Origin of the sequence: Streptomyces sp. V2I9 (genome assembly GCF_030817475.1) — a bacterium.
Taxonomy (GTDB): Bacteria; Actinomycetota; Actinomycetes; order Streptomycetales; family Streptomycetaceae; genus Streptomyces.
In genome coordinates this window covers 502086-524150 of sequence record NZ_JAUSZJ010000002.1, presented here as the reverse complement: position 1 = coordinate 524150, position 22065 = coordinate 502086, and the positions used below count along the sequence as shown (strand labels likewise).

General features: G+C 74.4%; 15 protein-coding genes and 2 pseudogenes. 6 read left to right on the top strand and 11 right to left on the bottom strand.

Features of this window, described 5'->3' with window-relative positions:
• The first annotated feature begins 73 nt into the window (after positions 1-73).
• Positions 74-1243, top strand: a complete 1170-nt coding sequence (locus QFZ71_RS02380; protein ID WP_307666583.1) for an exonuclease SbcCD subunit D — start codon at positions 74-76, stop codon at positions 1241-1243.
• Positions 1240-4278, top strand: coding sequence for an SMC family ATPase (locus tag QFZ71_RS02375; RefSeq protein WP_307666582.1), 3039 nt, complete (start codon positions 1240-1242; stop codon positions 4276-4278). The genes QFZ71_RS02380 and QFZ71_RS02375 overlap by 4 nt, the downstream gene beginning before the upstream one ends.
• Positions 4279-4359: 81 nt before the next feature.
• Here QFZ71_RS02375 and QFZ71_RS02370 read toward each other — a convergent pair whose 3' ends face one another.
• From QFZ71_RS02370 to QFZ71_RS02360, 3 genes are all read right to left on the bottom strand, one after another.
• On the bottom strand, positions 4360-5241 hold the full coding sequence (locus tag QFZ71_RS02370) for an ATP-grasp domain-containing protein (protein WP_307666581.1): 882 nt from the start codon (positions 5239-5241) through the stop codon (positions 4360-4362).
• A 63-nt stretch (positions 5242-5304) separates the two neighbouring features.
• A complete protein-coding gene (locus QFZ71_RS02365) occupies positions 5305-6993 on the bottom strand; it encodes a DUF885 domain-containing protein (RefSeq protein WP_307666580.1) in 1689 nt (562 codons plus the stop codon).
• 96 nt (positions 6994-7089) lie between these two features.
• The gene (locus tag QFZ71_RS02360; protein WP_307666579.1) at positions 7090-7569 is read right to left on the bottom strand and encodes an Lrp/AsnC family transcriptional regulator; all 480 of its coding nucleotides are present in this window, start codon (positions 7567-7569) and stop codon (positions 7090-7092) included.
• 59 nt (positions 7570-7628) lie between these two features.
• Here QFZ71_RS02360 and QFZ71_RS02355 point away from each other — a divergent pair.
• A pseudogene (locus QFZ71_RS02355) lies at positions 7629-8844 on the top strand (PLP-dependent aspartate aminotransferase family protein).
• Here the strand turns inward: QFZ71_RS02355 and QFZ71_RS02350 are convergent.
• The 3 genes from QFZ71_RS02350 to QFZ71_RS02340 all read right to left on the bottom strand — a co-directional run bounded on the left by QFZ71_RS02350 (position 8777) and on the right by QFZ71_RS02340 (position 13641).
• A complete protein-coding gene (locus QFZ71_RS02350; protein WP_307671319.1) occupies positions 8777-10195 on the bottom strand; it encodes a GNAT family N-acetyltransferase in 1419 nt (472 codons plus the stop codon). The pseudogene QFZ71_RS02355 and the gene QFZ71_RS02350 overlap by 68 nt on opposite strands.
• Positions 10196-10443: 248 nt before the next feature.
• Positions 10444-12036 carry an alkaline phosphatase gene (locus QFZ71_RS02345; RefSeq protein ID WP_307666578.1) on the bottom strand — a complete coding sequence of 531 codons (1593 nt, stop codon included), beginning with the start codon at positions 12034-12036 and terminating at the stop codon, positions 10444-10446.
• 132 nt (positions 12037-12168) lie between these two features.
• Positions 12169-13641 carry a PLP-dependent aminotransferase family protein gene (locus QFZ71_RS02340; protein ID WP_307666577.1) on the bottom strand — a complete coding sequence of 491 codons (1473 nt, stop codon included), beginning with the start codon at positions 13639-13641 and terminating at the stop codon, positions 12169-12171.
• A gap of 47 nt (positions 13642-13688) precedes the next feature.
• Here QFZ71_RS02340 and QFZ71_RS02335 point away from each other — a divergent pair.
• Positions 13689-14531, top strand: a pseudogene (locus QFZ71_RS02335) (DMT family transporter); the annotation flags it as partial.
• A gap of 87 nt (positions 14532-14618) precedes the next feature.
• On the opposite strand, the gene QFZ71_RS02330 reads toward QFZ71_RS02335, so the two are convergent.
• A complete protein-coding gene (locus QFZ71_RS02330; protein ID WP_307666576.1) occupies positions 14619-15449 on the bottom strand; it encodes an alpha/beta fold hydrolase in 831 nt (276 codons plus the stop codon).
• Between the two features lie 122 nt (positions 15450-15571).
• Between QFZ71_RS02330 and sigJ the strand changes: the two genes are divergently transcribed.
• Positions 15572-16456: an RNA polymerase sigma factor SigJ gene (gene sigJ / locus QFZ71_RS02325; RefSeq protein ID WP_307666575.1), complete on the top strand. Its 885-nt coding sequence runs from the start codon at positions 15572-15574 to the stop codon at positions 16454-16456.
• A 276-nt stretch (positions 16457-16732) separates the two neighbouring features.
• Positions 16733-17503 (top strand): GntR family transcriptional regulator, encoded by a 771-nt coding sequence (locus tag QFZ71_RS02320; protein ID WP_307666574.1) that lies wholly within the window; start codon positions 16733-16735, stop codon positions 17501-17503.
• A 118-nt stretch (positions 17504-17621) separates the two neighbouring features.
• On the opposite strand, the gene QFZ71_RS02315 is transcribed toward QFZ71_RS02320, so the two are convergent.
• From QFZ71_RS02315 to QFZ71_RS02300, 4 genes are all read right to left on the bottom strand, one after another.
• The gene (locus tag QFZ71_RS02315) at positions 17622-18779 is read right to left on the bottom strand and encodes an ROK family transcriptional regulator (RefSeq protein WP_307666573.1); all 1158 of its coding nucleotides are present in this window, start codon (positions 18777-18779) and stop codon (positions 17622-17624) included.
• Between the two features lie 156 nt (positions 18780-18935).
• Complete coding sequence (gene mug, locus QFZ71_RS02310) at positions 18936-19532, bottom strand: G/U mismatch-specific DNA glycosylase (protein ID WP_307666572.1); 597 nt, start codon at positions 19530-19532, stop codon at positions 18936-18938.
• A 36-nt stretch (positions 19533-19568) separates the two neighbouring features.
• A complete protein-coding gene (gene purB, locus QFZ71_RS02305; protein ID WP_373465072.1) occupies positions 19569-21002 on the bottom strand; it encodes an adenylosuccinate lyase in 1434 nt (477 codons plus the stop codon).
• A 149-nt stretch (positions 21003-21151) separates the two neighbouring features.
• Positions 21152-22021, bottom strand: coding sequence for an SGNH/GDSL hydrolase family protein (locus QFZ71_RS02300; protein ID WP_307666569.1), 870 nt, complete (start codon positions 22019-22021; stop codon positions 21152-21154).
• Between the last annotated feature and the right edge of the window lie 44 nt (positions 22022-22065).

Genomic DNA, 22065 nt, shown 5'->3' with positions numbered 1-22065 from the left:
CACGGGCCGCCGGTGCGCGGCCCACGGGGTGGAGGACGAGGACGATGCAGGCCACAACCGGCGGTGTGATCACGTGAGGCTCCTGCACACCTCGGACTGGCACCTGGGCCGGTCCTTCCACCGCGTCCCCCTGCTGGACGCCCAGGCCGCCTACCTGGACCACCTCGTGGCGACCGTCCGGGAGCGCGAGGTGGACGCGGTCCTCGTCGCGGGCGACGTCTACGACCGGGCCGTACCGCCGCTCAGCGCCGTCGAGCTGTTCGACCGGGCGTTGCACCGGCTCGCCGCCGAGGGCGTGCCCACCGTCATGATCTCCGGCAACCACGACTCGGCCCGCCGGCTCGGCGTCGGCGCCGGGCTCTTCGAACGGTCCGGGATCCATCTGCGGACCGACCCCGAGGGCTGCGCCACCCCGGTCGTCCTGGCCGACGACCACGGGGACGTGGCGTTCTACGGGCTGCCCTATCTGGAACCGGCCCTGGTCAAGGATGCCCTGGGGGCCGCCAGGGCCGGTCACGAGGCGGTCCTCACCGCCGCCATGGACAAGGTCCGCGCCGACCTCGCCACCCGCCCCGCCGGCACCCGCTCCGTCGTCCTCGCCCACGCCTTCGTGGCGGGCGGGGAACCCAGCGACAGCGAACGCGACATCACCGTCGGCGGGGTCGCCGCCGTCCCCGCAGGAGTCTTCGACGGCGTCGACTACGCGGCCCTCGGCCACCTCCACGGCTCCCAGCGGGTCACCGCGCGGGTCCGCTACTCCGGCTCGCCGCTCGCCTACTCCTTCTCCGAGGCGGACCACCGCAAGACCATGTGGCTCATCGACCTCGACGGCGCCGGGGGCATCGCCGCCGAGGAACGGATCGACTGCCCCGTGGAGCGGCCCCTCGCCCGCCTCCGCGGCCGCCTCGGCACACTCCTGGAGGACCCCGCCCTGGACCGCCACGAGCACGCCTGGGTCGAGGCCACCCTCACCGACCCGGTCCGCCCCGCCGACCCGATGGCCCGGCTCGCCCGGCGCTTCCCGCACACCCTCAGCCTCGTCTTCGACCCGGAGCGGCCCCCCGAGGAGCCGGGGGCCACCTACGCCCAGCGGCTGAAGGGCCGCGACGACCACCAGATCGCCGAGGACTTCGTCGCCCACGTCCGCGGCGGCAGCGGACCGAGCGACCTCGAACGCACCGTGCTGCGCGCCGCGTTCGACGACGTCCGGGTGGACGGGACCGTGCGCGAGGTGTCCCGGTGAGACTGCACCGCCTGAGCGTCACCGCCTTCGGCCCGTTCGCCGCCACCCAGGAGGTCGACTTCGACGCCCTCTCCTCCGCCGGCCTCTTCCTCCTCCACGGGCCCACCGGCGCCGGCAAGACCTCCGTCCTGGACGCCGTCTGCTTCGCCCTGTACGGAGCCGTCCCCGGCGCCCGCCAGAGCCCCGGCGCCTCCCTGCGCAGCGACCACGCGCCCGTGGACCTGCCCACCGAGGTCCAGCTGGAACTGACCGTCGGCGGCCGCCGCCTGGAAGTCACCCGCAGGCCCTCCCAGCCCCGCCCCAAGAAGCGGGGCGAGGGCTTCACCATGGAGAAGGCCCAGAGCCGGCTGCGCGCCTACGACCCCGAGCGCGGCTGGCAGTCCCTGAGCAGGTCGCACCAGGAGATCGGCGAGGAGCTGACCCAGCTCATCGGCATGAGCCGCGACCAGTTCTGCCAGGTCGTGCTGTTGCCGCAGGGCGACTTCGCCCGCTTCCTGCGCTCGGACGCCGAGGCGCGGGGCAAGCTCCTCGGCCGCCTCTTCGACACCCGCCGCTTCGCCGCCGTCGAGGAACGCCTCGCCGAACTGCGCCGGGGCGCCGAGGCCAAGGTCACCGCCGCCGACGAACGGATTCTCGCCCTCGCCCAGCGCACCGCCCAGGCGGCCGGGCCCGCCGGGGCCGAGGCCGCCCCGGTCACCGCCCGGCCCGGCGAACCGGGCCTGGCCGAAGCCGTGCTGGAGTGGGCCGCGATCGCCCGCTCCACCGCCCGCGAACGGCTCGACATCGCCCGCAGCGCCGTCGCCGCCGCCGAGGACCGGCAGCGCGCGGCCCGCCAGGCCCTGGACGCCGAACGGGAACTCGCCCGCCTCCAGCAGCGGTACGAGGAGACCCGGCGGCGCTCGGCCGCGCTGGAGGAAGGGCGGCCCGAACACGACCGCGCCCGGAGGCGGTTGGAGCGCGCCCGCAAGGCCGACCGGGTCGCCCCCGCCCTGGAACTGCGCGACGAGGCCGAGGGCGCCCACCGACGCGCGGCCGACGCGCTCGACCGGGCCAGGACGCAGCTGCCCCCCGACCTCGCGGACGCGGGGCCCGACCGGCTCGCCGAGCTGGAGCGCCGGTTCCGGCAGGAGCTGGGCGGCCTGGAGGCGGCCCGCCGGGCGGAGGCCCGCAGCCTCGCCATCGACGAGGAGCGGGAGTCGCTGGAGCGGGAGTCCCGTGCCGACGAGGCGACCGTACGCGACGCCGACGCCTGGCTGGCGGGCTGGGACACCGTCCATGCCGGACTCCGCGAACGCATCGAGACCGCGCAGGAGGCCGCCACACGGGCCGAACAGCTCGCCGGACTCCTCGCCCCGGCCCGCCGCCGCCTGGAGGCCGCCCGCCGCCGCGACGCCCTGGCCGCCGAGGCCGGGGCCGCCCGGCAGGCGTTCGCGGAGGCCCGCGAACGCGCCCTGGCCGCCCGCGAGAACTGGCTCGGGCTGCGGGAGAGGCGGCTGCGGGACATCGCGGCCGAGCTGGCCGCCGGGCTCGTCGACGGCGAACCCTGCACCGTCTGCGGCTCCGCCGACCACCCGGCCCCCGCCACCGAGGGCGACGGCCATGTGGACCGGGCCACCGAGGAGGCCGCCCTCGCCGCCCACCGCCACGCCGAGGAGGGACGCGCCCGGGCGGAGCAGGCCCTCGGACTCGTCCGCGAACGCCACGCCGCCGCCCGCGCGGAGGCCCGCGACACGGACCCGGACACCGGCCCCGAGACGGGCGAGGACCTCGATCCCGGCCCGTCCGTCGACGAACTCCGCTCCACCGTCGACCGGTTGTCCGCCGAGCATGCCGACGCGCACCGCACCGCCGCCGGTACCCACGCCGCCCGCGAGGCGCTCGCCACCGCCGAGCGCGAGCACGGTGAGCGCCTCGGACTCCGGCAGGAGGCCGAACGGCGGGCCGCCGCCCGCACCTCCCGGCGCGAGGCGCTCGACCGCGAGCGGACGGCGCTGTGCGCCGAACTCGACGCCGTGCGGGGCGATTCGGAGTCCGTCGCCGCGTACGCGGATCGCCTCACCCGCCGGGTGGCCCGGCTCGCGGAGGCCGCCGAGGCGGTACGTGCCGAACAGGACGCGTCCCAGCGGCGCAAGGAGGCCGACGACCGGCTCTCCGACGCGGCGTACCGGGCGGGCTTCGACACCCCGGAAGCCGCCGCCTCGACCCTCCTGGACGCGGCGGCCCAACGCGACCTCCAGCACCGCGTCGACGCCTGGCAGGCCGAGGCCGCCGCGGTCGCCGACCGCCGCGCCGAATGCGACGCCCGCGAGGCCGCCGAGCGGGCCCCCGCCCGACCGGAGGCCGCCCGGAGCGCGTTCGAGGCGGCGGAACGGTCGCTGCGCGAGGCGTCCGCCTCCCGCTCCGCCGCCGACGAACGCTGCGCCGAGCTGACCCGGCTCTCCCGGCAGGCCGCCGCCGAGGTGCGCGGGCTCGGCCCGGTGCGCCAGGAGTACGAGCGGATCGCCCGGCTCGCGGGCCTGGCGGCGGGCACCTCCGCCGACAACGAGCGCAAGATGCGCCTGGAGTCGTACGTCCTGGCCGCCCGCCTGGAACAGGTGGCGGTCGCCGCGACCGCGCGGCTGCGGCGGATGTCCTCCGGCCGCTACACGCTGGTCCACTCCGACGCCCGCACCGGCGGCCGCCGGGCCGGGCTGGGGCTGCATGTGGTCGACGCCTGGACCGGTGGCGAACGGGACACCGCGACGCTGTCCGGCGGGGAGACGTTCTTCGTCTCGCTGGCCCTCGCGCTGGGCCTCGCCGACGTGGTGACCGAGGAGGCCGGCGGCGTACGCCTGGACACCCTCTTCATCGACGAGGGGTTCGGCAGCCTGGACGACCAGACCCTGGACGAGGTGCTCGACGTGCTGGACTCCCTCCGGGAACGGGACCGCAGCGTGGGCATCGTCAGCCATGTGGCCGACCTGCGCCGCCGTATCCCGGCCCGGCTCGAAGTGGTGAAGGGGCGTCAGGGGTCGTCCGTCCACCACCGCCTGTGACCGGGCCGCGCGGCCCGGCCCTCGGGGCGGCCCGGCGGTCCGGCGGCGCGCCCCGCCCTCGGGCCCGTCCGGCCCCGGAGGTCAGCGGAGCGCGGCGGCGGCCAGCGCGGTGAACAGGCCCTCGGCGTCCGCCCCGGCGGGAAGGCCGCTGACCTGACCGTCGCCGACCTCCACCACCCGCCACACCCCGTCCTCGCGCAGTGCGAGGTCGGTGGTGATCCAGCGCGGCCCGAGACGGCCCACCGCCTCCCGCACGGCGGAGAGTTCGGGCGTGGGAGCCCGGTCGGGGGTGTCCGGGTGGGCGGTGATGAGCACCGCCCGCCCGTCCACCCACCACACCCGCGCCTCGCCGCCCTCGACGAACGGCTCGAAGGACCGCAGCACCACACCCCCCGCGAGGAAACCGCCCTGCAGCTCGACGAACCGGCTCACCACGGCGGCCAAGCGGTCCCGGTCGGCCAGCTCCGGGACGTAACAGGCCTCGTGCCACTCGTGCTTCCGGGACTTCACATAGTCCTTCACGATGCCCGGCCCCGGCCCCAGGGGCGCCGCGAGCCCGGCCGCCTCGCCGACGGTGGGCGCAGGAGCCCCCGGCGCCATGGCGGACCAGACGCTGCGCGGGGTGAGCTCGCGGAACTCCTCGTACCAGCAGGGGAGTTCATGCGCCCGCCGGTAGTCCGCGGCACCGGTCAGCAGGGCGCAGCCCCGCGCGCCGAGCGCCGACTCCAGCTCCGCGTACCGGTCGGAGGGGATCATCCAGCCCCGGTACCAGTACGGTCCGGAGTCCCGCGCGACCCGCGCCACCGCACCGGCCGCGTCCCCGGCGAGCAGCGCGTCATGATCGACCAGCGCGATCCGGCCGCCGGCCGCACGCGCCGCCGCGGCCTCGGCGGCGAACTGCGGATCGGGCCGTGACGCCCTCAACGGGTCGGCGCAGAACAGGAATCCGCTCCGCTCACTCATGACGACCGCCTCACTTCGTTTCCCTGCTTCCCCCGACGGGACCCGCGGACCGTTCCGGCCGGGTCAGAGCCGTGACAGCTCGTCCACCAGATCGTCCAGACCGAGCGAGCCCTGGGAGAGCGCCGCCATGTGCCAGGACTTGAGGTCGAACGCGTCACCGTGCGCGGCGCGCGCGTTCTCCCGGCCGAGCAGCCAGGCCCGCTCCCCGAGCTTGTAGCCGATGGCCTGCCCCGGCATCGACAGATAGCGGGTCAGCTCGCTCTCCACGAAGTCGGCGGGGCGGCCGCTGTGGTTACCGAAGAACTCCTGTGCCAGCTCGGGCGTCCAGCGCTCGCCCGGATGGAAGGGGGAGTCCGCCGGGATCTCCAGCTCCAGGTGCATCCCGATGTCCACGATCACCCGGCAGGCGCGCATCATCTGGGCGTCCAGATAGCCGAGCCGCCGCTCCGGGTCGGGCAGGAAGCCCAGCTCGTCCATCAGCCGCTCCGCGTACAGCGCCCAGCCCTCGGCGTTCGCGCTGACCATGCCGACCGACGCCTGGTAGCGGGAGAGGCTGTCGGCCACGTGCGTCCACTGCGCGATCTGCAGATGGTGGCCGGGCACCCCCTCGTGGTACCAGGTGGAGACCAGGTCGTACACCGGGAAGCGGGTCTCGCCCATGGTCGGCAGCCAGGTGCGGCCGGGGCGGGAGAAGTCCTCGGACGGGCCGGTGTAGTACGGCGCGGCGGCCCCGCCGGGCGGCGCGATACGGGACTCCACCTTCCGTACCCGCTCGGCGAGGTCGAAGTGCGTGCCGTCCAGCGCCTCGATCGCCTCGTCCATCAGGCCCTGCAGCCACGCGCGGACCTCGTCCACCCCCTCGATGTGCCGGCCGTGCACATCGAGGTGGGCGAGCGCCTCCCACGGGCCCGCGCCGGGCAGGATCTTCCCGGCCTCGGTCCTCATCTCGGCGAGCAGCCGGTGGTACTCCGACCAGCCGTACGCGTACGCCTCGTCGAGATCCAGGTCGGTGCCGTTGTACAGCCGCGACCAGCGGGCGTAGCGCTCCCGGCCGACCGGGTCCGGTGCCCCCTCCACCGCCGGGGCGTACACGTCGCGCATCCAGTCCCGCAGCGCCAGGACCGAGGCCGTCGCCCGCCCGGCGGCCTCGTCCAGCTCCGCGCGCAGCGACGCGGGCCCCGGAGCGACGAACTCCGCGAAGAACGCCCCGCCCTCGCCCTCGCCGCCCCACTCCGTGAGCTGCCCGACGAACGTGGCGGTCGCGCGCGGCCCGCCGTACAGCTTGCGCTCCAGGCCGAGCTCCAGCGAGGCGCGGTACCCCTCGTGCGCGGCGGGCACCGCGCGCAGCCGCTCCACGACCGCCGCCCAGTCCTCGTCCGTCGCGGTGGGTGTGAGCGTGAAGACCTCGGTGATGCTGTGGGCGGGCGACTGCAGGTTGGAGACGGTCCGCAGCCCCTCCTCGGCCTCGTGCACGGCGAGTTCCGCCGTCAGCCGCTCCCGCAGGAGCCGGCCGCAGCGACGCTCGGCGTCGCTGTCCGCTCCGGGACGCTGTTCGGCGGCGTCCAGCTCGCGCAGCGTCGCGCGGATGAGGTCGGCGGTGGCGGCCTGGCCGGCCGGAGAGAAGTCGGGCAGCCGGCGCGAGCTTTCGGCCACACCCAGATAGGTGCCGGTGATGGGGTCGAGTTCGATGATCGCGTCGACGTAGGCGTCGGCGACCTGACGGGGCAGCGGGCTGCTCGAAGTGTCTGACATGCGGACATCCTCGTACGGCGGCGGCCCTCCCGTCACCACCGGTGGTGTCCGGTGTCCGAACTCCGCCCCCCCGGCCCGGTGCCCGGACCCGGCCGGTCAGCTCGCGGCGGGCGGCAGCAGCGGACCGCACTCCCACTGCTGGAAGATCAGCCGGGTGTCCACGCGGGCCACCTCCCGGCGCGCGGTGAATTCGTCCAGGACCAGCCGTTGCAGGTCCGCCGCGTCCGCCACCGCCACCTGCACCAGGTAGTCGTCGGGGCCGGTGAGATGGAACAGCGCACGCGACTCCGGCAGCGCCCTGATCCGGTCGACGAACGGCCCGATGAGCTCCCGGCGGTGCGGCCTGACCTGGACCAGCAGCAGCGCCTGGAGCCCCCGGCCGAGCTTTGCCGGATCGAGGCGCAGCTGGTCCCCGAGGATCACCCCGCTGCGGCGCAACCGGGCCACCCGGTCCAGGCACGTCGAAGCGGCCACGCCGACCTCGGCCGCGAGCTCGCGGTACGTGGTCCGGGCATCGTTCTGCAACAGCCGCAGAATCTGGAGGTCCACCGGATCGAGAGCGACGGAATCGGGCATGTGGCGAACGTAACACGGGAGTTTGTCGCTACGGGCCGGTAACTGTTCAGGCTGGCGGCATGGACAACGACGTCTCGACGACACCCCCTGCCGCCATCCCGTCCAGGGCCTTCGCCACCGAAGCCGTGCACGCCGGACGCGACGACCTCGCCTCCCTCGGCCTGCACGCGGCGCCGATCGACCTGTCCACCACCTACCCGTCCTACGACGCCCGCGCCGAGGCCGAGCGGATCGACGCCTTCGCCACCACCGGGGCCCTCCCCGACGGGCTGCCGGTCTACGCCCGGCTCGACAACCCCACCACGGGCCGCTTCGAGACGGCGCTGGCCCGGCTGGAGGGCGCCGGGAGCGCGGTCGCCTTCGCCAGCGGCATGGCCGCGCTGTCGGCGGTGCTGCTCGCCCGGGCGAGCCAGGGGCTGCGCCACGTCGTCGCGGTCCGGCCGCTCTACGGGTGCAGCGACCACCTGCTCGGCGCCGGGCTGCTGGGCACCGAGGTGACCTGGACCGATCCGGCGGGCATCGCGGACGCCATCCGCCCGGACACCGGCCTGGTGATGATCGAGACCCCGGCTAACCCGACGCTGGCCGAGATCGACATCCGGGCCGTCGCCCACGCCTGCGGTTCCGTGCCGCTGCTGGTCGACAACACCTTCGCCACCCCCGTCCTGCAGCGCCCCCTCGACGAGGGGGCGCGGATCGTCCTGCACAGCGCCACCAAGTACCTCGGCGGCCACGGCGACGTCATGGGCGGCGTGGTCGCCTGCGACGAGGAGTTCGCCGCCGTGCTGCGGCAGGTGCGGTTCGCCACCGGCGGGGTGCTGCACCCGCTGGCGGGCTATCTGCTCCTGCGCGGCCTGTCCACCCTTCCGGTACGCGTCCGGGCGGCCTCGGTGAGCGCCGCCGAACTCGTGCGCAGGCTCACCGCCGATCCGCGGGTCGCCCGCGTGCACTACCCGCGGATCGGGGGCGCGATGGTCTCCTTCGAGGTGTACGGGGACCCGCACCGGGTGATCTCCGGGGTGCGGCTCATCACCCCGGCCGTCAGCCTCGGCAGCGTCGACTCGCTGATCCAGCACCCCGGCCTCCATCAGCCACCGCATCGTGGAGGAGGGAGACCGGCGGGCGTCCGGCGTCAGCGACCGGCTGCTGCGGATGTCGGTCGGCCTGGAGGACGTCGAGGACCTGTGGGCGGACCTGTGCCAGGCGCTCAGCGACGGGCCCGTTCCGCCGGCGCGGAAGGCCGAGGAGCCTCTTCGGGCGTCAGCCGGGCGGTGATGACGAGCGTGCCCTCCTCGATCTGGTAGTCGAGGGGCAGCTCCAGCGCGCGCATCGCCGCCACCATGCCGGTGTTGCGGGACTGCGTCACCGCGTACACGCTGTCGCAGCCCGCTTCCCCGGCCATCGTCACCAGGCGGGCGAGCAGTTCGGAGCCGATGCCCCGGCGCTGCCAGGCGTCCTCGACGAGGAGGGCGACCTCGGTCTCGTCGCCGTCCCACAGGAGGTGGCCCAGCGCCACGACCTTGCCGGAGGTCGTCCGCACGGCCAGGGTGCGGCCGAAACGGGGGCTCAGCAGGTGGTCGAGGTAGCGGTCGGCGTCCTTGACGGGGCCGTGGTAGCGCAGGCCCAGGGTGCTCTGCGAGCAGCGGTCGTGCATGGCGCGGGCGGCGGCGAGGTCGCCGCGGTCCGCGCGGCGCACGGTGATCTCGTCGCCCTCGGGCAGGGTGAGCACGTCCGTGCCGCGCGGCACCCGCGGGCCGAGCCGGGCGTCCAACTCGACCAGGGCGCGGGCACGGGCGAACTCGGTCGGGGTGAACGGCAGGTACGGCCGCTCGACGGAGATGACGCCGCCCGACGGGTCCCGCAGCCGCATCACCGTCTCCTCCAGCACCCCTTCGACCGGCGCGCTCTGCCCGGTCTCCCGGCCGGTGACGGAGACGGCCGGCAGCGAGTGGATCGTGCATCGGCCGAGCAGCTGACGCAGGCTCAGTGGGAGCTCGGCCGCGTCCAGCGCCGTCCTCGTGGCCAGCGACAGCACTCGGGTCGGGGTGTCGACCAGATCGTGGGCGTCCGCCCGCTCGATCCAGGTGGACGTGCCCCCCGCGGCGGCGATCCCGCGGGACAGCTCCTGAGCCTGGAGCGGGGCCGGGGCCCGCAGCAGGAACTCGTCCACGGTGCCCCGCGCCAGCGGGTGCGTCTGGAGGGTGAGGATGTCCACCCGCAGCCCGGACAGGGCCAGGCACAGCGCGGCCAGGCTGCCGGGGGCGTCGTGCACCGTCGTCCGGAGCCGCCACAGCACGGTCTCCTCGGAGCCGGCGAGCCCGTCGGCCCGGCCGCTCACCGCGTCGCTCAGGCCCCCGGCCCCGGCCGGCGCTTCTCCTCCGCCGGGACCGGGGCCCGCCGGATCCGGCGGAGGAGCGTGACCGTGGCGCCGGGCCCACCACGTGTGGAACGCGGCCGTGGCCACCAGGGCCACGGCCGACGCCATGAGCAGGAAAGGCCCGTCCGGCTGGTGCCCGATCAGATTAGCGATCGCGTCGGCCACGGCCACGGCGGTGAACAGGGCGGCCAGTTCGATCAGGTCCCGCCGCCAGTGGTGCGGACGGCGGGCGCTCTTCGCGGAGGTCACATCAGTCATGTCCTCACTGTGAAGGAGCGGTGTTGCCTGATCACGAACGCCTTGTGACCGATGGGTTACGGGTCGATCTGGTCGCCTATCGCCAGTTTCGGTCAGATTCGGATGCGGTCAGATCTCGATGCGGTCGGATCCCGTTTCAGGCGGACCGTCCGGGAACGGGCGAGCGGCCGGGCCGCCCGGCGACGGTCCGGGGCGGACCCTCGCACCCCGGAGCACCGGATCGATCCCTTCGCCGTCGTTCACTGGCCGACGAGACCCGGCCGGAGTACCCGGGTGAACAGCACCGATCCGCCCTCGGCGCGCAGACGTACGGTCAACTCCGCGCTGTCGCCGTCGATCTCCACCTCCCCGAAGTACTGCGGCGACTCCATCGGCGAGACGTTCGCCCGGTCCGGGGCGCGCACGAAGACCCGGTCCGGCCCGAAGGTGCCGTCCAGTGCGTTGGCCGGGAAGCCGCCGGCCGCGAGCGGGCCCGACACGAACTCCCAGAACGGCGCGAAGTCCTTGAACGCGGCCCGCTCCGGCGCGTAGTGCTGGGCCGAGGTGTAGTGCACATCGGCCGTCAGCCACACGGTGCCGGTGATCCTGCGGTGCTTGATGAACCGGAGCAGTTCGGCGATCTGGAGCTCCCGCCCCAGCGGCGCGCCGGGATCGCCCTGCGCGACCGCCTCGAAGTCCGTCGCCCCGTCCGGGACCACGAGCCCGAGCGGCATGTCGGCGGCGATCACCTTCCACTCCGCCCGGGAGGCGGCGAGCTCCCGCTTCAGCCACCGCGCCTGCTCGGCCCCCAGAATGCCCGTCGTGTCGTCCGCCTGGCGGCCGGGGGAGTTGGCGTTGCGGTACGAGCGCATGTCGAGCACGAACACGTCGAGCAGCGGCCCGTGACGGACCACCCGGTACATGCGCGAACGCCGCCCGGAACCGTACGAGGGCGCGAGCGGCACGTACTCGTGGAAGGCGCGCGCCGACCGCGCCGCGAGGATGTCCACGTTCTTCTCGGTGTAGCGGGCATCCTCCAGGATCTGCCCCGGATACCAGTTGTTGCGTACCTCGTGGTCGTCCCACTGCACGACGGAGGGCACCTGCGCGTTGAAGCGGCGGACGTTGTGGTCGAGCAGGTTGTAGCGGAAGTTGCCCCGGTACTCGTCCAGCGTTTCGGCGACCTTCGCCTTCTCCTCGGTCATCACGTTGCGCCAGATTCGGCCGTCCGGCAGGGTGACGCTCTCCTGCAGCGGACCGTCCGCGTAGATGCTGTCACCGCTGCACAGGAAGAAGTCCGGGTCCAGGCGGCGCATCTCCTCGTACACCCGGTAGCCGCCGGTATCCGGGTTGATGCCCCAGCCCTGCCCGGCGATGTCGCCCGACCACAGGAACCGCACCCCGGAGCGGCGGCGGGCCGGAGCCGTGCGGAACGTTCCGTACACCGGTTTGCCCGTCCGGCGCGGATCGGCGGGATCGGCGAGCGTCACGCGGTAGTGCACCTGCTCGCCCGGCGGCAGGCCGTACAGCGGGGTGGTGCCGGTGAAGTCCGTGCCGGGGCCGAGCGCGGGCCCGTGCCACCGGCGCACCCGCCGGAACGACTCCGTCGCCGAGGTCTCCACCAGCATCCGCGCCGGCCGGTCCGAGCGCACCCACAGCAGCGCCGACGACGAGGTGACACCGCCCACCTGCACACCCCAGGACGCCTCGGGACGCCCCGCCAGGTGCAGCGCGGGGGCCGCCGCGGCGGTCGCGGGGGTGAGGGCCATGGCCGCCGGGGCGATCAGCGAGCCGCGCAGGACGGCACGGCGGCCGGGCGAGGGGACACGCGGGCGGTGCGGACGGTAGGACATCGAAGCGCCTCCAGGGAGAAGGTCGGGCGGAGCGCCGTCCGCGGGAGGACCCGGGGACCGGCGCCGGTCTCGGCCCATGCCTAGCGTCCCGCGGAGGCCGGAGCCCCAACCTCGGGTGAACGGCGCCCGTCGTCAGGGCCCGTCCGGCCGGCCGGGGCCGGACCGGCCGGAGCGCACCGCCGCCGCCAGCGCGGCGACTCCCCGCGCGATGGCGGCGGGGGCGAGATGGGCGTATCCCAGGACGAGCGGCAGCGTGCCGTCCTCCGCGCCGGCCGTTCCGCAGTCGCGCAGCGGCCGCAGCGCGATGCCCGCCGAGGCCGCCCGCTCCAGGAAGACGTCTTCGGGGCCGTACCGCGCGGGCAGCCGGGCGATGACGTGCAGCCCCGCCGCGATACCGCTGACCGCTGTGCCGGGGAAGTGCTCGTCGAGCGCGGCCACCATCGCGTCCCGACGCTCCCGGTAGGCCCGCTGACAGCGCCGCAACTGCCGGTCGTAGCCGCCGCGCGCGACGAGATCGGCCAGAACCGCCTGGTCGAGCACCGGGTTGCCGAGGTCCATGGTCCGTTTGCGGGCGACGACGCGCTCGGTGAGCGCGGCAGGGGCGACCAGCCAGCCGAGCCGCAGACCGGGTGCCAGCGACTTGCTCACCGAACCGGTGTACACGACCCGCTCGGGATCCAGCCCCTGGAGGGCTCCCACCGGTTCCCGGTCGTACCGGAAGTCCCCGTCGTAGTCGTCCTCCATGATCACGGCGTCCGCCCGCCGCGCCCAGTCCAGCAGCTCACCGCGACGCCGCGCGGAGTAGCCGATTCCGGTGGGGAACTGGTGCGCGGGCGTGGTCACCACCGCCCCCACGCCGGAGCGCTCCAGGGGTGCGAGGGCGAGACCCTCGTCGTCGAGGGGGAGCGGGACCGCGTCCAGACCGGTCGCCGCGAACAGCGCCGCATGCTCCGGGCTGCCCGGATCCTCCACCCCGACCGCGACCACGCCCTCGTCCCGGAGCACGAAGCCGAGCAGCGTCGTCGCCTGCGCCACCCCCGAGCAGACCACCACACGCTCCGGATCGGCCACCACGCCCCGACGCCGGGCGAGCAGATCTGCCAGCGCTTCGCGCAGCTCCGGCAGTCCGCGCGGGTCGGGGTAGCCCAGCGCTCCGTGCGGCATGCGGCCGAGCACCGACCGCTGCGCGGCGTTCCACGCGCCGCGCGGGAAGAGGGACAGGTCGGGGGTGCCGGGCCGGAAGTCGTACCGCGCGCCCGCCGTGCGCGGCGCACGGTCGCGCACGGGCCGCTCCGCCGCGCGTACCCCCTCGCTCACCCAGGTGCCCGCCCCGCGCCCGCTGCGCAGGTACCCCTCGGCGGTCAGCTGCTCGTACGCCTCGGTGACCAGCCCGCGCGACACCCCCAGATCGGCGGCGAGTTCACGGCTGGCGGGCAGTCGGGTGCCGGCCGCCAGGCGGCCGGAGCGGACCGCGTCCCGGAGCGCGGCCCTGAGCGCCCGCCCCCGCCCGCGCGCCGGTGCGGCAGCGGCGGGGAGCAGCAACTCCCAGGCCGGAGAGAGACGTTCCGCCGGTGGGCGCGGCGGATTGGTCCCCGAAGACGTCATGGAAGTGGACCTTAAACCGGTCCGCGGGCGACCCTAGCGTCGGCCCCATGAACGCAACCTCTCTGCGCGGGGCTCTCCTCGCGGCCTTCGCGTGCGTGCTGGTGGGGGCATCCTTCACCGCCAACAGCGTCCTCGGCGACTACCCGTTCGCGGGCGGCCAGGCCCTCCGCTACGGTCTCGCCGCACTCCTGCTCGTCCCGCTGCTGCGGGGCGCCGCCGACCCCGCCGTCGAGCGGCTCCGGCGCCTCACCCGCCGTCAGCGGGGGCGGATCGCGCTGCTCGCCGCCGTGGGCATGGTCGGGTTCAACCTGGCGGTCCTGGCCGCCGAGCGGTCGGCGGAGCCTGCCGTTCCAGGGGTGTTCGTCGGCTGTGCGCCGATCGTGGTCGGTGTGCTCGTCCCGCTGCTGGAACGCCGTCGCCCGTCCCGCGTCACGCTGTACGCGGCCGGCCTCGTCGCCGCCGGGGCGTTCACCGTCCAGGGCTGGGGCCGTACCGACCCGGCGGGCGTGCTGTTCTCGGTCGGCGCGCTCGCCGGCGAGGTCGGCTTCGCGGTCCTCGCCGTCCCCGTGCTGCGCCCGCTCGGCCCGAAACTGCTCTCCGCGACGGTGTGCGGCGTGGCCGCCGCCGAGTCGGCGCTCCTCGGTCTGCTGATGGACGGCGGCTCATTCCTGCGGGTCCCGACCGGAGGTGAGGCGGCGGCGCTGCTGTGGCAGGCCGCCGTCGTCACCGTGATCGGATTCGTCTGCTGGTACAGCGGCATCCAGCGCGTCGGGGCGGAGCGCGCCACGCTCTTCTCCGGCTTGATCCCGGTCTCCGCAGCCCTCACCGCACCCCTGGTCGGGGCCGGGACGTACGGCCTCGCCCAGGGCGCGGGAAGCCTTCTGGTCGGCGCCGGGGTGGCGTACGGTTCCGGTGTCCTCGGCCGCAGGCCGACCCCCGGAAACCCGCGCTCCGGCCGGTCCTCCCGGCGGCTCGGGTCAGCGGCTGGTGTCCAGGATGACGCGGGACACCAGCGCCGGGTCGTCGTTCATCGGGACGTGTCCGCAGCCGGGCAGCCGGACGAGCCGGGCGTCGGGCAGCGCCCGCTTGGCGCGGATCCCCTGCCTGCGCAGCAGGATGCGGTCGCCGGTGCCCCAGGCGACGGTGACGGGGACGCCCTTCACGCCGAGGTCGAAGGACACGCCCCGGCCGGCCGCCATGGTGGCGTGGAAGCCGGTCGCCTCGCGCAGGGCGAGCGTCTCGGCGACGACGGCCTCCGGTGAACGCCTGCCGGGCCGGGCGTAGATGGTGCTGGTGAGAACCGCCCGGCCGGCCGCGCTGCGCGACAGGCGCTCGATCACCGGCAGCGGCATCGCCAGCGCGGCCCGGCGCATCGCCCGCAGCGTGCCGAAGGCATAGCGGCGCTCGGGCTCGTTCCAGAAGCCCGCCGGGGAGAGCGCGGTCACCGACCGCACCACTCCGGTACGGCCGAGCTCCAGCGCGAGCAGGCCGCCCAGCGAGTTGCCCGCCACATGGGGGCGGTCCAGGCCGAGTTCGGCGCAGAACGCCCCGAGCACCGAGGCGACGGTCGGGAGGTCGTACGGGACTCCGTCCGGCAGGGCGGGGGAGGCGCCGAAGCCGGGCAGGTCGACGGCTATCACCTCGCGGTCGGCGGCCAGGATGCGGGTGACCGGGTCCCACGCCTGAAGGTGGTGCCCGATGCCGTGGATGAGCAGCAGCGGTTCACCGGAGCCGGTCCGTTCGTACGCGACCGAGACCTCGCGGGGGCCGACGGCCGTCGCGGCGGTGAAGGAGACCGTGGTCGTCATGGTGCTGCTCCCTGGGGTGGGTAGACATCTTGTCAACAAGAATTACCGCCGGGTAGCGCGGAGTTCAAGAGGCAGGGCGATACCGGCTGGACAGCGTGGGGCGCGTGGGCTGGGATGGAGCGATGACCGCCGACGCCGCGACCGAGCTCTTCGAGGAACACCGTCCTGTTCTCACCGGGGTCGCCTACCGCATGCTGGGCCGGGTCGCCGACGCCGAGGACGTGGTCCAGGAGGCGTGGCTGAGGTGGTCGGCGGCGGCCCGTGAGGACGTCCGGGAGCCGCGGGCGTACCTGGTGCGGATCACCACCCGGCTGGCCCTCGACCGGCTCCGGCACCTCGCGTCGCGCCGGGAGTCGTACCCAGGGCCCTGGCTGCCGGAGCCGCTGGTCACGGACTTCGGCCCCGCCGTGCCCGACACCGCGGAACGCGCCGTCCTCGCCGACTCCGTCTCGTTCGCCGTCCTGGTCGTCCTCGAATCGCTCTCCCCGCTGGAGCGCGCGGTGTTCGTGCTCCGGGAGGCGTTCGGATTCCCGTACTCCGAGATCGCCGCCGCCCTGGACCGCACCGAAGCGGCCGTCCGGCAGCTCGGCGGCCGGGCGCGGCGGCATGTGGAGGAGCGCAGGCCGCGCTACGACGTGGACCCCGCCGAGCGGCGCGACCTGACCGAACGCTTCCTGGCCGCCGCCTCCGGAGGCGCCATCGGGCCGCTGCTCGAACTGCTGGCGCCGGACGTCCGGCTCGTCAGTGACAGCGGCGGCAAGGCGAAGGCCCCGCGGCGGATCATCGAGACCGCCGACAAGGTGGGCCGCTTCCTCTTCGCGGTGATGGGGGAACTCGGCCCCGGCGGGGAGATCCGCATCGTGGAGCTCAACGGCGGGCCCGCCGTGGTCTACCTCGTCGGAGGCAAGCCCGACGCCGTTTTTCAGATCGAAGTCGGCCAAGGTGTCATTCAATGCGCCTATATCATTCGCAATCCGGACAAGCTTGCCGGATTGCCCATCGGATAACCGTCGGCCTCCCCGCGCCCTCACGGCCCCCGCAGGTCGCCGAGTCCCTGGTCGGAGCCCCGTCGTCCACCGTGGCGCCGGGGCTCCGTGCTGCTTCCGCCTCACGGCGGCGCGAACGTCGTGTGAACGCTCTGCGCCAGAGTTCCGTTTCGTTCCGTTACGGAATAAGTATTGGTCTTGACCAAGGGGGTATGCCGTCCTAGGGTCTCCACTTAAGGCAGGAACCTTTAATAAATAACGTCGCGGAAAAGACGCTGGGCGATTGCGGAGGACAGGGTGGGGACCACGCAGCTGGAATCGGTACAGGAGCCGAAGTACTGGCACCTCAAGACCGTGCTCAGTGAGGCACTCGACTCGGACTTTGCGGTGGGGGAGATCCTGCCCAACGAGCGGGACCTCGCCGCTCGGTTCGGTGTCGCGCGCGCCACGCTCCGGCAGGCCCTGGAGCAGCTCGAACTGGAAGGCAGGCTGCAGCGCCGCCGCGGCGTCGGGACGACCGTCGCCCCGCCGCGCGTGGGCGTCGCCGTCTCCACCGCCCAGCGCGAGTGGGTCGGCGGCGTCGGCGGCGAGGCCTGGCAGCCCGTCGACAGCACCATGGCCAAGGCCCCGGCGGCGGTCGCGGTGATGCTCGGGACGGACCCCGCCGAACCGGTGCACGTGGTGCGCCGCATCCGTGAGACCCAGGGCCAGGTGGTCGCGGCGGAGCTGCTCTACATCCCCGCCTCCTCCGTGCCCGACCTCTCCGCCATCGAGGCCCCGACCGGCCCGGTGCGGGCCCGGAGCGTGCTGCGCGAGCTGCACCGGCTCGGCCTGCGGGGCCAGGACCGCTCCGTGGAACTCGGCTCCGCGCGGGCGGACGACGCCAAGGAGCTGGACCGGCTCCCCGGCGCCCCCGTCCTCGTCGTCACCACGCGCTACCTCACCGCGGACGGGACGGCGGCCGTCTCCGTCGCCACCTACCGCGCGGACACCTGCCGGCTCACCTTCGGGGACTCCGGCGCGCTGGAGATCAGCCACGACGAGCAGCCCGAGCGCCAGGCTTCCTGACGCACCGGCCCACCCGGCCCCGCACGCCCGCCGCCCACCGACGACTCCGGCCGTCGAACAGCGGTGGGCGTGCGCGTTCCGCCCCGCGTGGCTCCCGTGCTCGACCGGGTACGGCCGCTCAACGGCGGGCGGTCACGGCCCCCTCGACGGCGAACAGTTCCTCCTCGACGTGGTCGAGGGCGAGCCGCAGCGCACCCGTCGCCACGGCGGCCTCCCCGAGCAGCGACAGCGTCACGCGGGGCGGGCGCAGGCAGTAGCGGGCCAGCTCCCTGCGGAGGGGCTCCAGCACCCCGTCCAGCCCGGCGGCCCAGCCGCCGACCACGACCAGCTCCGGGTCGAGCGCCAGCACCAGCGCCGCCACATCGTGCACCAGCCGCTGGAGGAACCGGTCGACCGCCGCCCGGGCTCCCGCGTCACCCTGCTTGGCCTCGGCGAACACCGCGGCCACGGCCTGCTCGTCCAGCGGGTGCAGCGGTGTGTCCGTCGTCGACAGCAGATGCTCCGGCGTCACCTCCCGGCCCAGCAGGTGCAGAGCGCCGATCTCCCCGGCGGCCCCGCCGAACCCCCGGTGCAGCCGCCCGCCGATCAGGGACCCCGCGCCGGGGCTCAGCCCCGCCAGCACGAAGACCACGTCGTCGGTCCCGGTGGCCGCACCCTTCCAGTGCTCCGCCACGGCGGCCGCGTTGGCGTCGTTCTCCACGAGTACGGGGCAGCGGAACGAACGGCGCAGCCGCTCCCCGAGCGCGAGGCCGGTCCAGTCCGGCAGCGCCGTGCCCAGCCGTACGGTGCCGTCGGCCTCCACGATGCCGGGGCTGCCGACACCGACCGCGCGCAGACTGCTCCGGGCCACCCCGGTGCGGCGCAGCACGTCCGCGACGACGGCCCGTACCTGGTCGAGCCGGTCGTCCGCGCCCGCCGTCTCCGACACCAGCCGGGAGGCGGCCCCGACGATCCGCCCGTCGAGCCCCGAGATGAGCGCCGACACCCGGTGGGGGCCGATCTCCACCCCGAGGAGATGCCCCGCCTCGGACCGGAAGCGGAACCTCCGGGCAGGGCGTCCCTGACGCCGTGCCTCGCTCTCGTCGGCCGCGGCCTCGACCACGAGACCCGCTTCGAACAACCCCTCGATGACCCCTTCGACCGTCGGCCGCGACAGCCCGGTGATCCGCGTGAGGTCCGTCAGCGTCGGCGCGCCGGCCTCCCGGAGAGCGTGCAGCACCACCGCGGAATTGATCCGCCGCAACAGGGACGGGTCCCCACCGGTCAGCCGACCCACGGTATGTCCTCCCAGCTCGTGCGCATGTCTGCCGGATCGTACTCGCTGGCCGTGTGCCCTGCGATCCAGCGATCAAAGCCGGTATGGAGCCGCAACCTGGGGCGCTTCGGAGCACCCGGACCCGACCGGGTGAGGTGCACGGGGCCGGCCAAGGGCTCAGCCGGTGCGGTCCGGGTCGCCGGTGCGCGGGCCGGCGGGGGAGGGGGCGGGCGCGGGGTCGTCGAGTACGGCGTTCCGGAGGCGGCCGTACTCCTCGGCCATGGCCGCGACCGTCCAGTGGGCGTTGAGGCCGCTGGGGTTGGGGAGCGCCCACACGCGGGCACCGCCGACCGTGCGGTCCCGGGGGCCGATCCGGGCCCGTGGCTCTCCGAACGCAGCGCGGTAGGCGGTGATGCCGACCACCGCGAGCCACTGCGGCGCGAGCCGTTCGACCTTCGCCGTCAGGGCGACTCCACCCTGGCGGAACTCCTCCGCGTCCAGTTCGTCGGCGCGGGCCGTGGCCCGCGCCACGACGTTGGTGATGCCGATACCGAGGCCGGGCAGCTCGGCCTGCTCCGACGGCCGCAGCTGCCGTGGCGTGAAACCCGAGCGGTGCAGGACCGGCCAGAACCGGTTTCCGGGGTGGGCGAAGTGATGGCCCGTCACGGCGGTCGTCAGGCTCGGGTTGATGCCGCAGAAGAGCACGCGCAGACCGCCCGCGACCACATCGGGGACGATGCGGCCGCGGGCGGCGCTCAGCTCTTCGGGCGTCATGCTGCCTCGGGGCTCAGGCGTCGCGGGCGGTGCCGGTCAGAGGATCGAGCCGGGAGCGTAGCCCGCGGCCTCCGGGTGCTGCTCGGCGATCTTCTCGATCCGGGCGATCAGCGAGGTCACCTGGTCGCCGGCCGCACCCGTGAACGAGAGCTTGTCGGCCATCAGCTCGTCCAACTGCGCCCGGTCCAGCGGAATCCGCTCGTCCGCGGCGAGCCTGTCCAGCAGCTCGTTCCGCTCGGCGCCCTGCTCCCGCATCGCGAGGGCGGAGGCGACCGCGTTCTCCTTGATCGCCTCGTGCGCGACCTCGCGGCCCACTCCGGCCCGCACCGCGCCCATCAGGACCTTGGTGGTCGCCAGGAACGGGAGGTAACGGTCCAGCTCGCGCGCCACGACGGCGGGGAACGCGCCGAACTCGTCCAGCACCGTCAGGAAGGTCTCCAGCAGGCCGTCGAAGGCGAAGAACGCGTCCGGGAGCGCCACCCGGCGGACCACGGAGCAGGACACGTCGCCCTCGTTCCACTGGTCGCCCGCCAGCTCGCCCGTCATCGAGGCGTAGCCGCGCAGGATCACCATCAGGCCGTTCACCCGCTCGCAGGAGCGCGTGTTCATCTTGTGCGGCATCGCGGACGAGCCGACCTGGCCGGGCTTGAAGCCCTCGGTCACCAGCTCGTGGCCGGCCATCAGCCGGATGGTCTTGGCCACCGAGGAGGGAGCCGCGGCGAGCTGCACCAGGGCGGTGACCACGTCGTAGTCGAGCGACCGGGGGTAGACCTGGCCGACCGAGGTGAAGGCCTCGGAGAAGCCGAGGTGGGCGGCGATGCGCTGCTCCAGGTCGGCGAGCTTGTCCGCGTCGCCGCCCAGCAGGTCCAGCATGTCCTGCGCCGTGCCGACCGGGCCCTTGATCCCGCGCAGCGGGTAGCGCGAGAGCAGGTCCTCCAGGCGGCCGTAGGCGACCAGCAGTTCGTCGGCCGCGGTCGCGAACCGCTTGCCCAGCGTCGTGGCCTGCGCGGCGACGTTGTGCGAGCGTCCGGCGATCACCAGCTCGCGGTACTCCGCGGCGAGCTTGCCGAGCCGGGCGAGCACGGCGACCGTGCGGTCGCGCATCAGCTCCAGCGAGAGGCGGATCTGCAGCTGCTCGACGTTCTCCGTCAGGTCCCGTGAGGTCATGCCCTTGTGGACCTGCTCATGGCCGGCGAGGGCGTTGAACTCCTCGATCCGGGCCTTCACGTCGTGCCGGGTGATCTTCTCGCGCTCGGCGATGGAGGCCAGGTCCACCTGGTCGAGCACGCGCTCGTAGTCGGCCGGCGCCCCGTCGGGCACCTCGATCCCGAGGTCCTTCTGAGCGCGCAGCACCGCCAGCCACAGCTGACGCTCCAGCTTCACCTTCTGCTCGGGGGACCAGAGGACGGCCAGCTCCGCGGAGGCGTAGCGGCCGGCCAGGACATTGGGGATGCGAGGCTTCGCAGACACGGCGTTCACGTAGACGGATTCTACTGGCGGTTCGTGCAGGCCGACGCCGCACCCCGGTTCGTGGTTTGCTACGAAGGCATCGGGCGAGGAGCCGGGGACGAGCTCTGACCTGCACACCTCGGCCAGTCCGTCGCCGCGGTGCCCCCGCGTCAGCCGGTCTCCGCGGTGCCCATCGCGGCGTCGGGCGTCACGGCACGCCGCCATCCCGTCACCGGACCCGGATTCTCCGCGTCCGCGGGGGTGATCCAGAAGGCCCGGCCCGTCGCGGCGTCGAACTGCGCGCCCCGGCGTCCGTCGCCGGAGGAACGGCCGGTGAGCCGCCGCCCGATCCAGGGGGCCAGGTGCCGCCGCGCGAAGCGGATGTCCTCGGTGCGCCGGGCCGCCCAGCGCGGCGGCGCGGTCGCGGGCATCCGCGCACGCCAGTCCAGCTCGGCGGGCAGCCCCAGGGCCTGCCAGACGGCCTCGGCGACGCGCCGGTGCCCTTCGCCGGTGAGGTGCAGCCGGTCGACGTCCCACATCCGGGGGTCGGCGAGCGAGGGCGCCGAGTAGAGGTCCACCACGACGGCCCCGTGCTGCCCGGCCAGATCGTCGATCAGGGCGAACAGCGCCTCGATCCGGGGACGGAACCGGTCGAACACCGGCCCGCTGCGGCCGGGGCTGCGCATCAGCACCAGCTGCTCGCAGGAGGGTGCGAGACGCTCCACGGCCTCCTCCAGCCGCCCCCGGACCATCCCCATGTCGCACTTCGGGCGCAGGGTGTCGTTGAGCCCACCGACGAGCGTGACGACATCGGGCCGGAGGGCGGCCGCCGGCTCCACCTGCTCGTCCACGATCTGGCCGATGAGCTTTCCGCGTACGGCGAGATTCGCGTACCGGAAACCGGGGGAGCGGGCCGCCAGCCGGGAGGCGAGAACATCGGCCCAGCCCCGGTACGAGCCGTCGGGCAGCAGGTCCGACATGCCCTCGGTGAACGAGTCGCCGACCGCGACGAGACTGCTGTAGGAGGCATTCGATTCCATGGCCCGGCGATCCTATCGCGCACCCTTTCGGCCCGCCCGTGCCG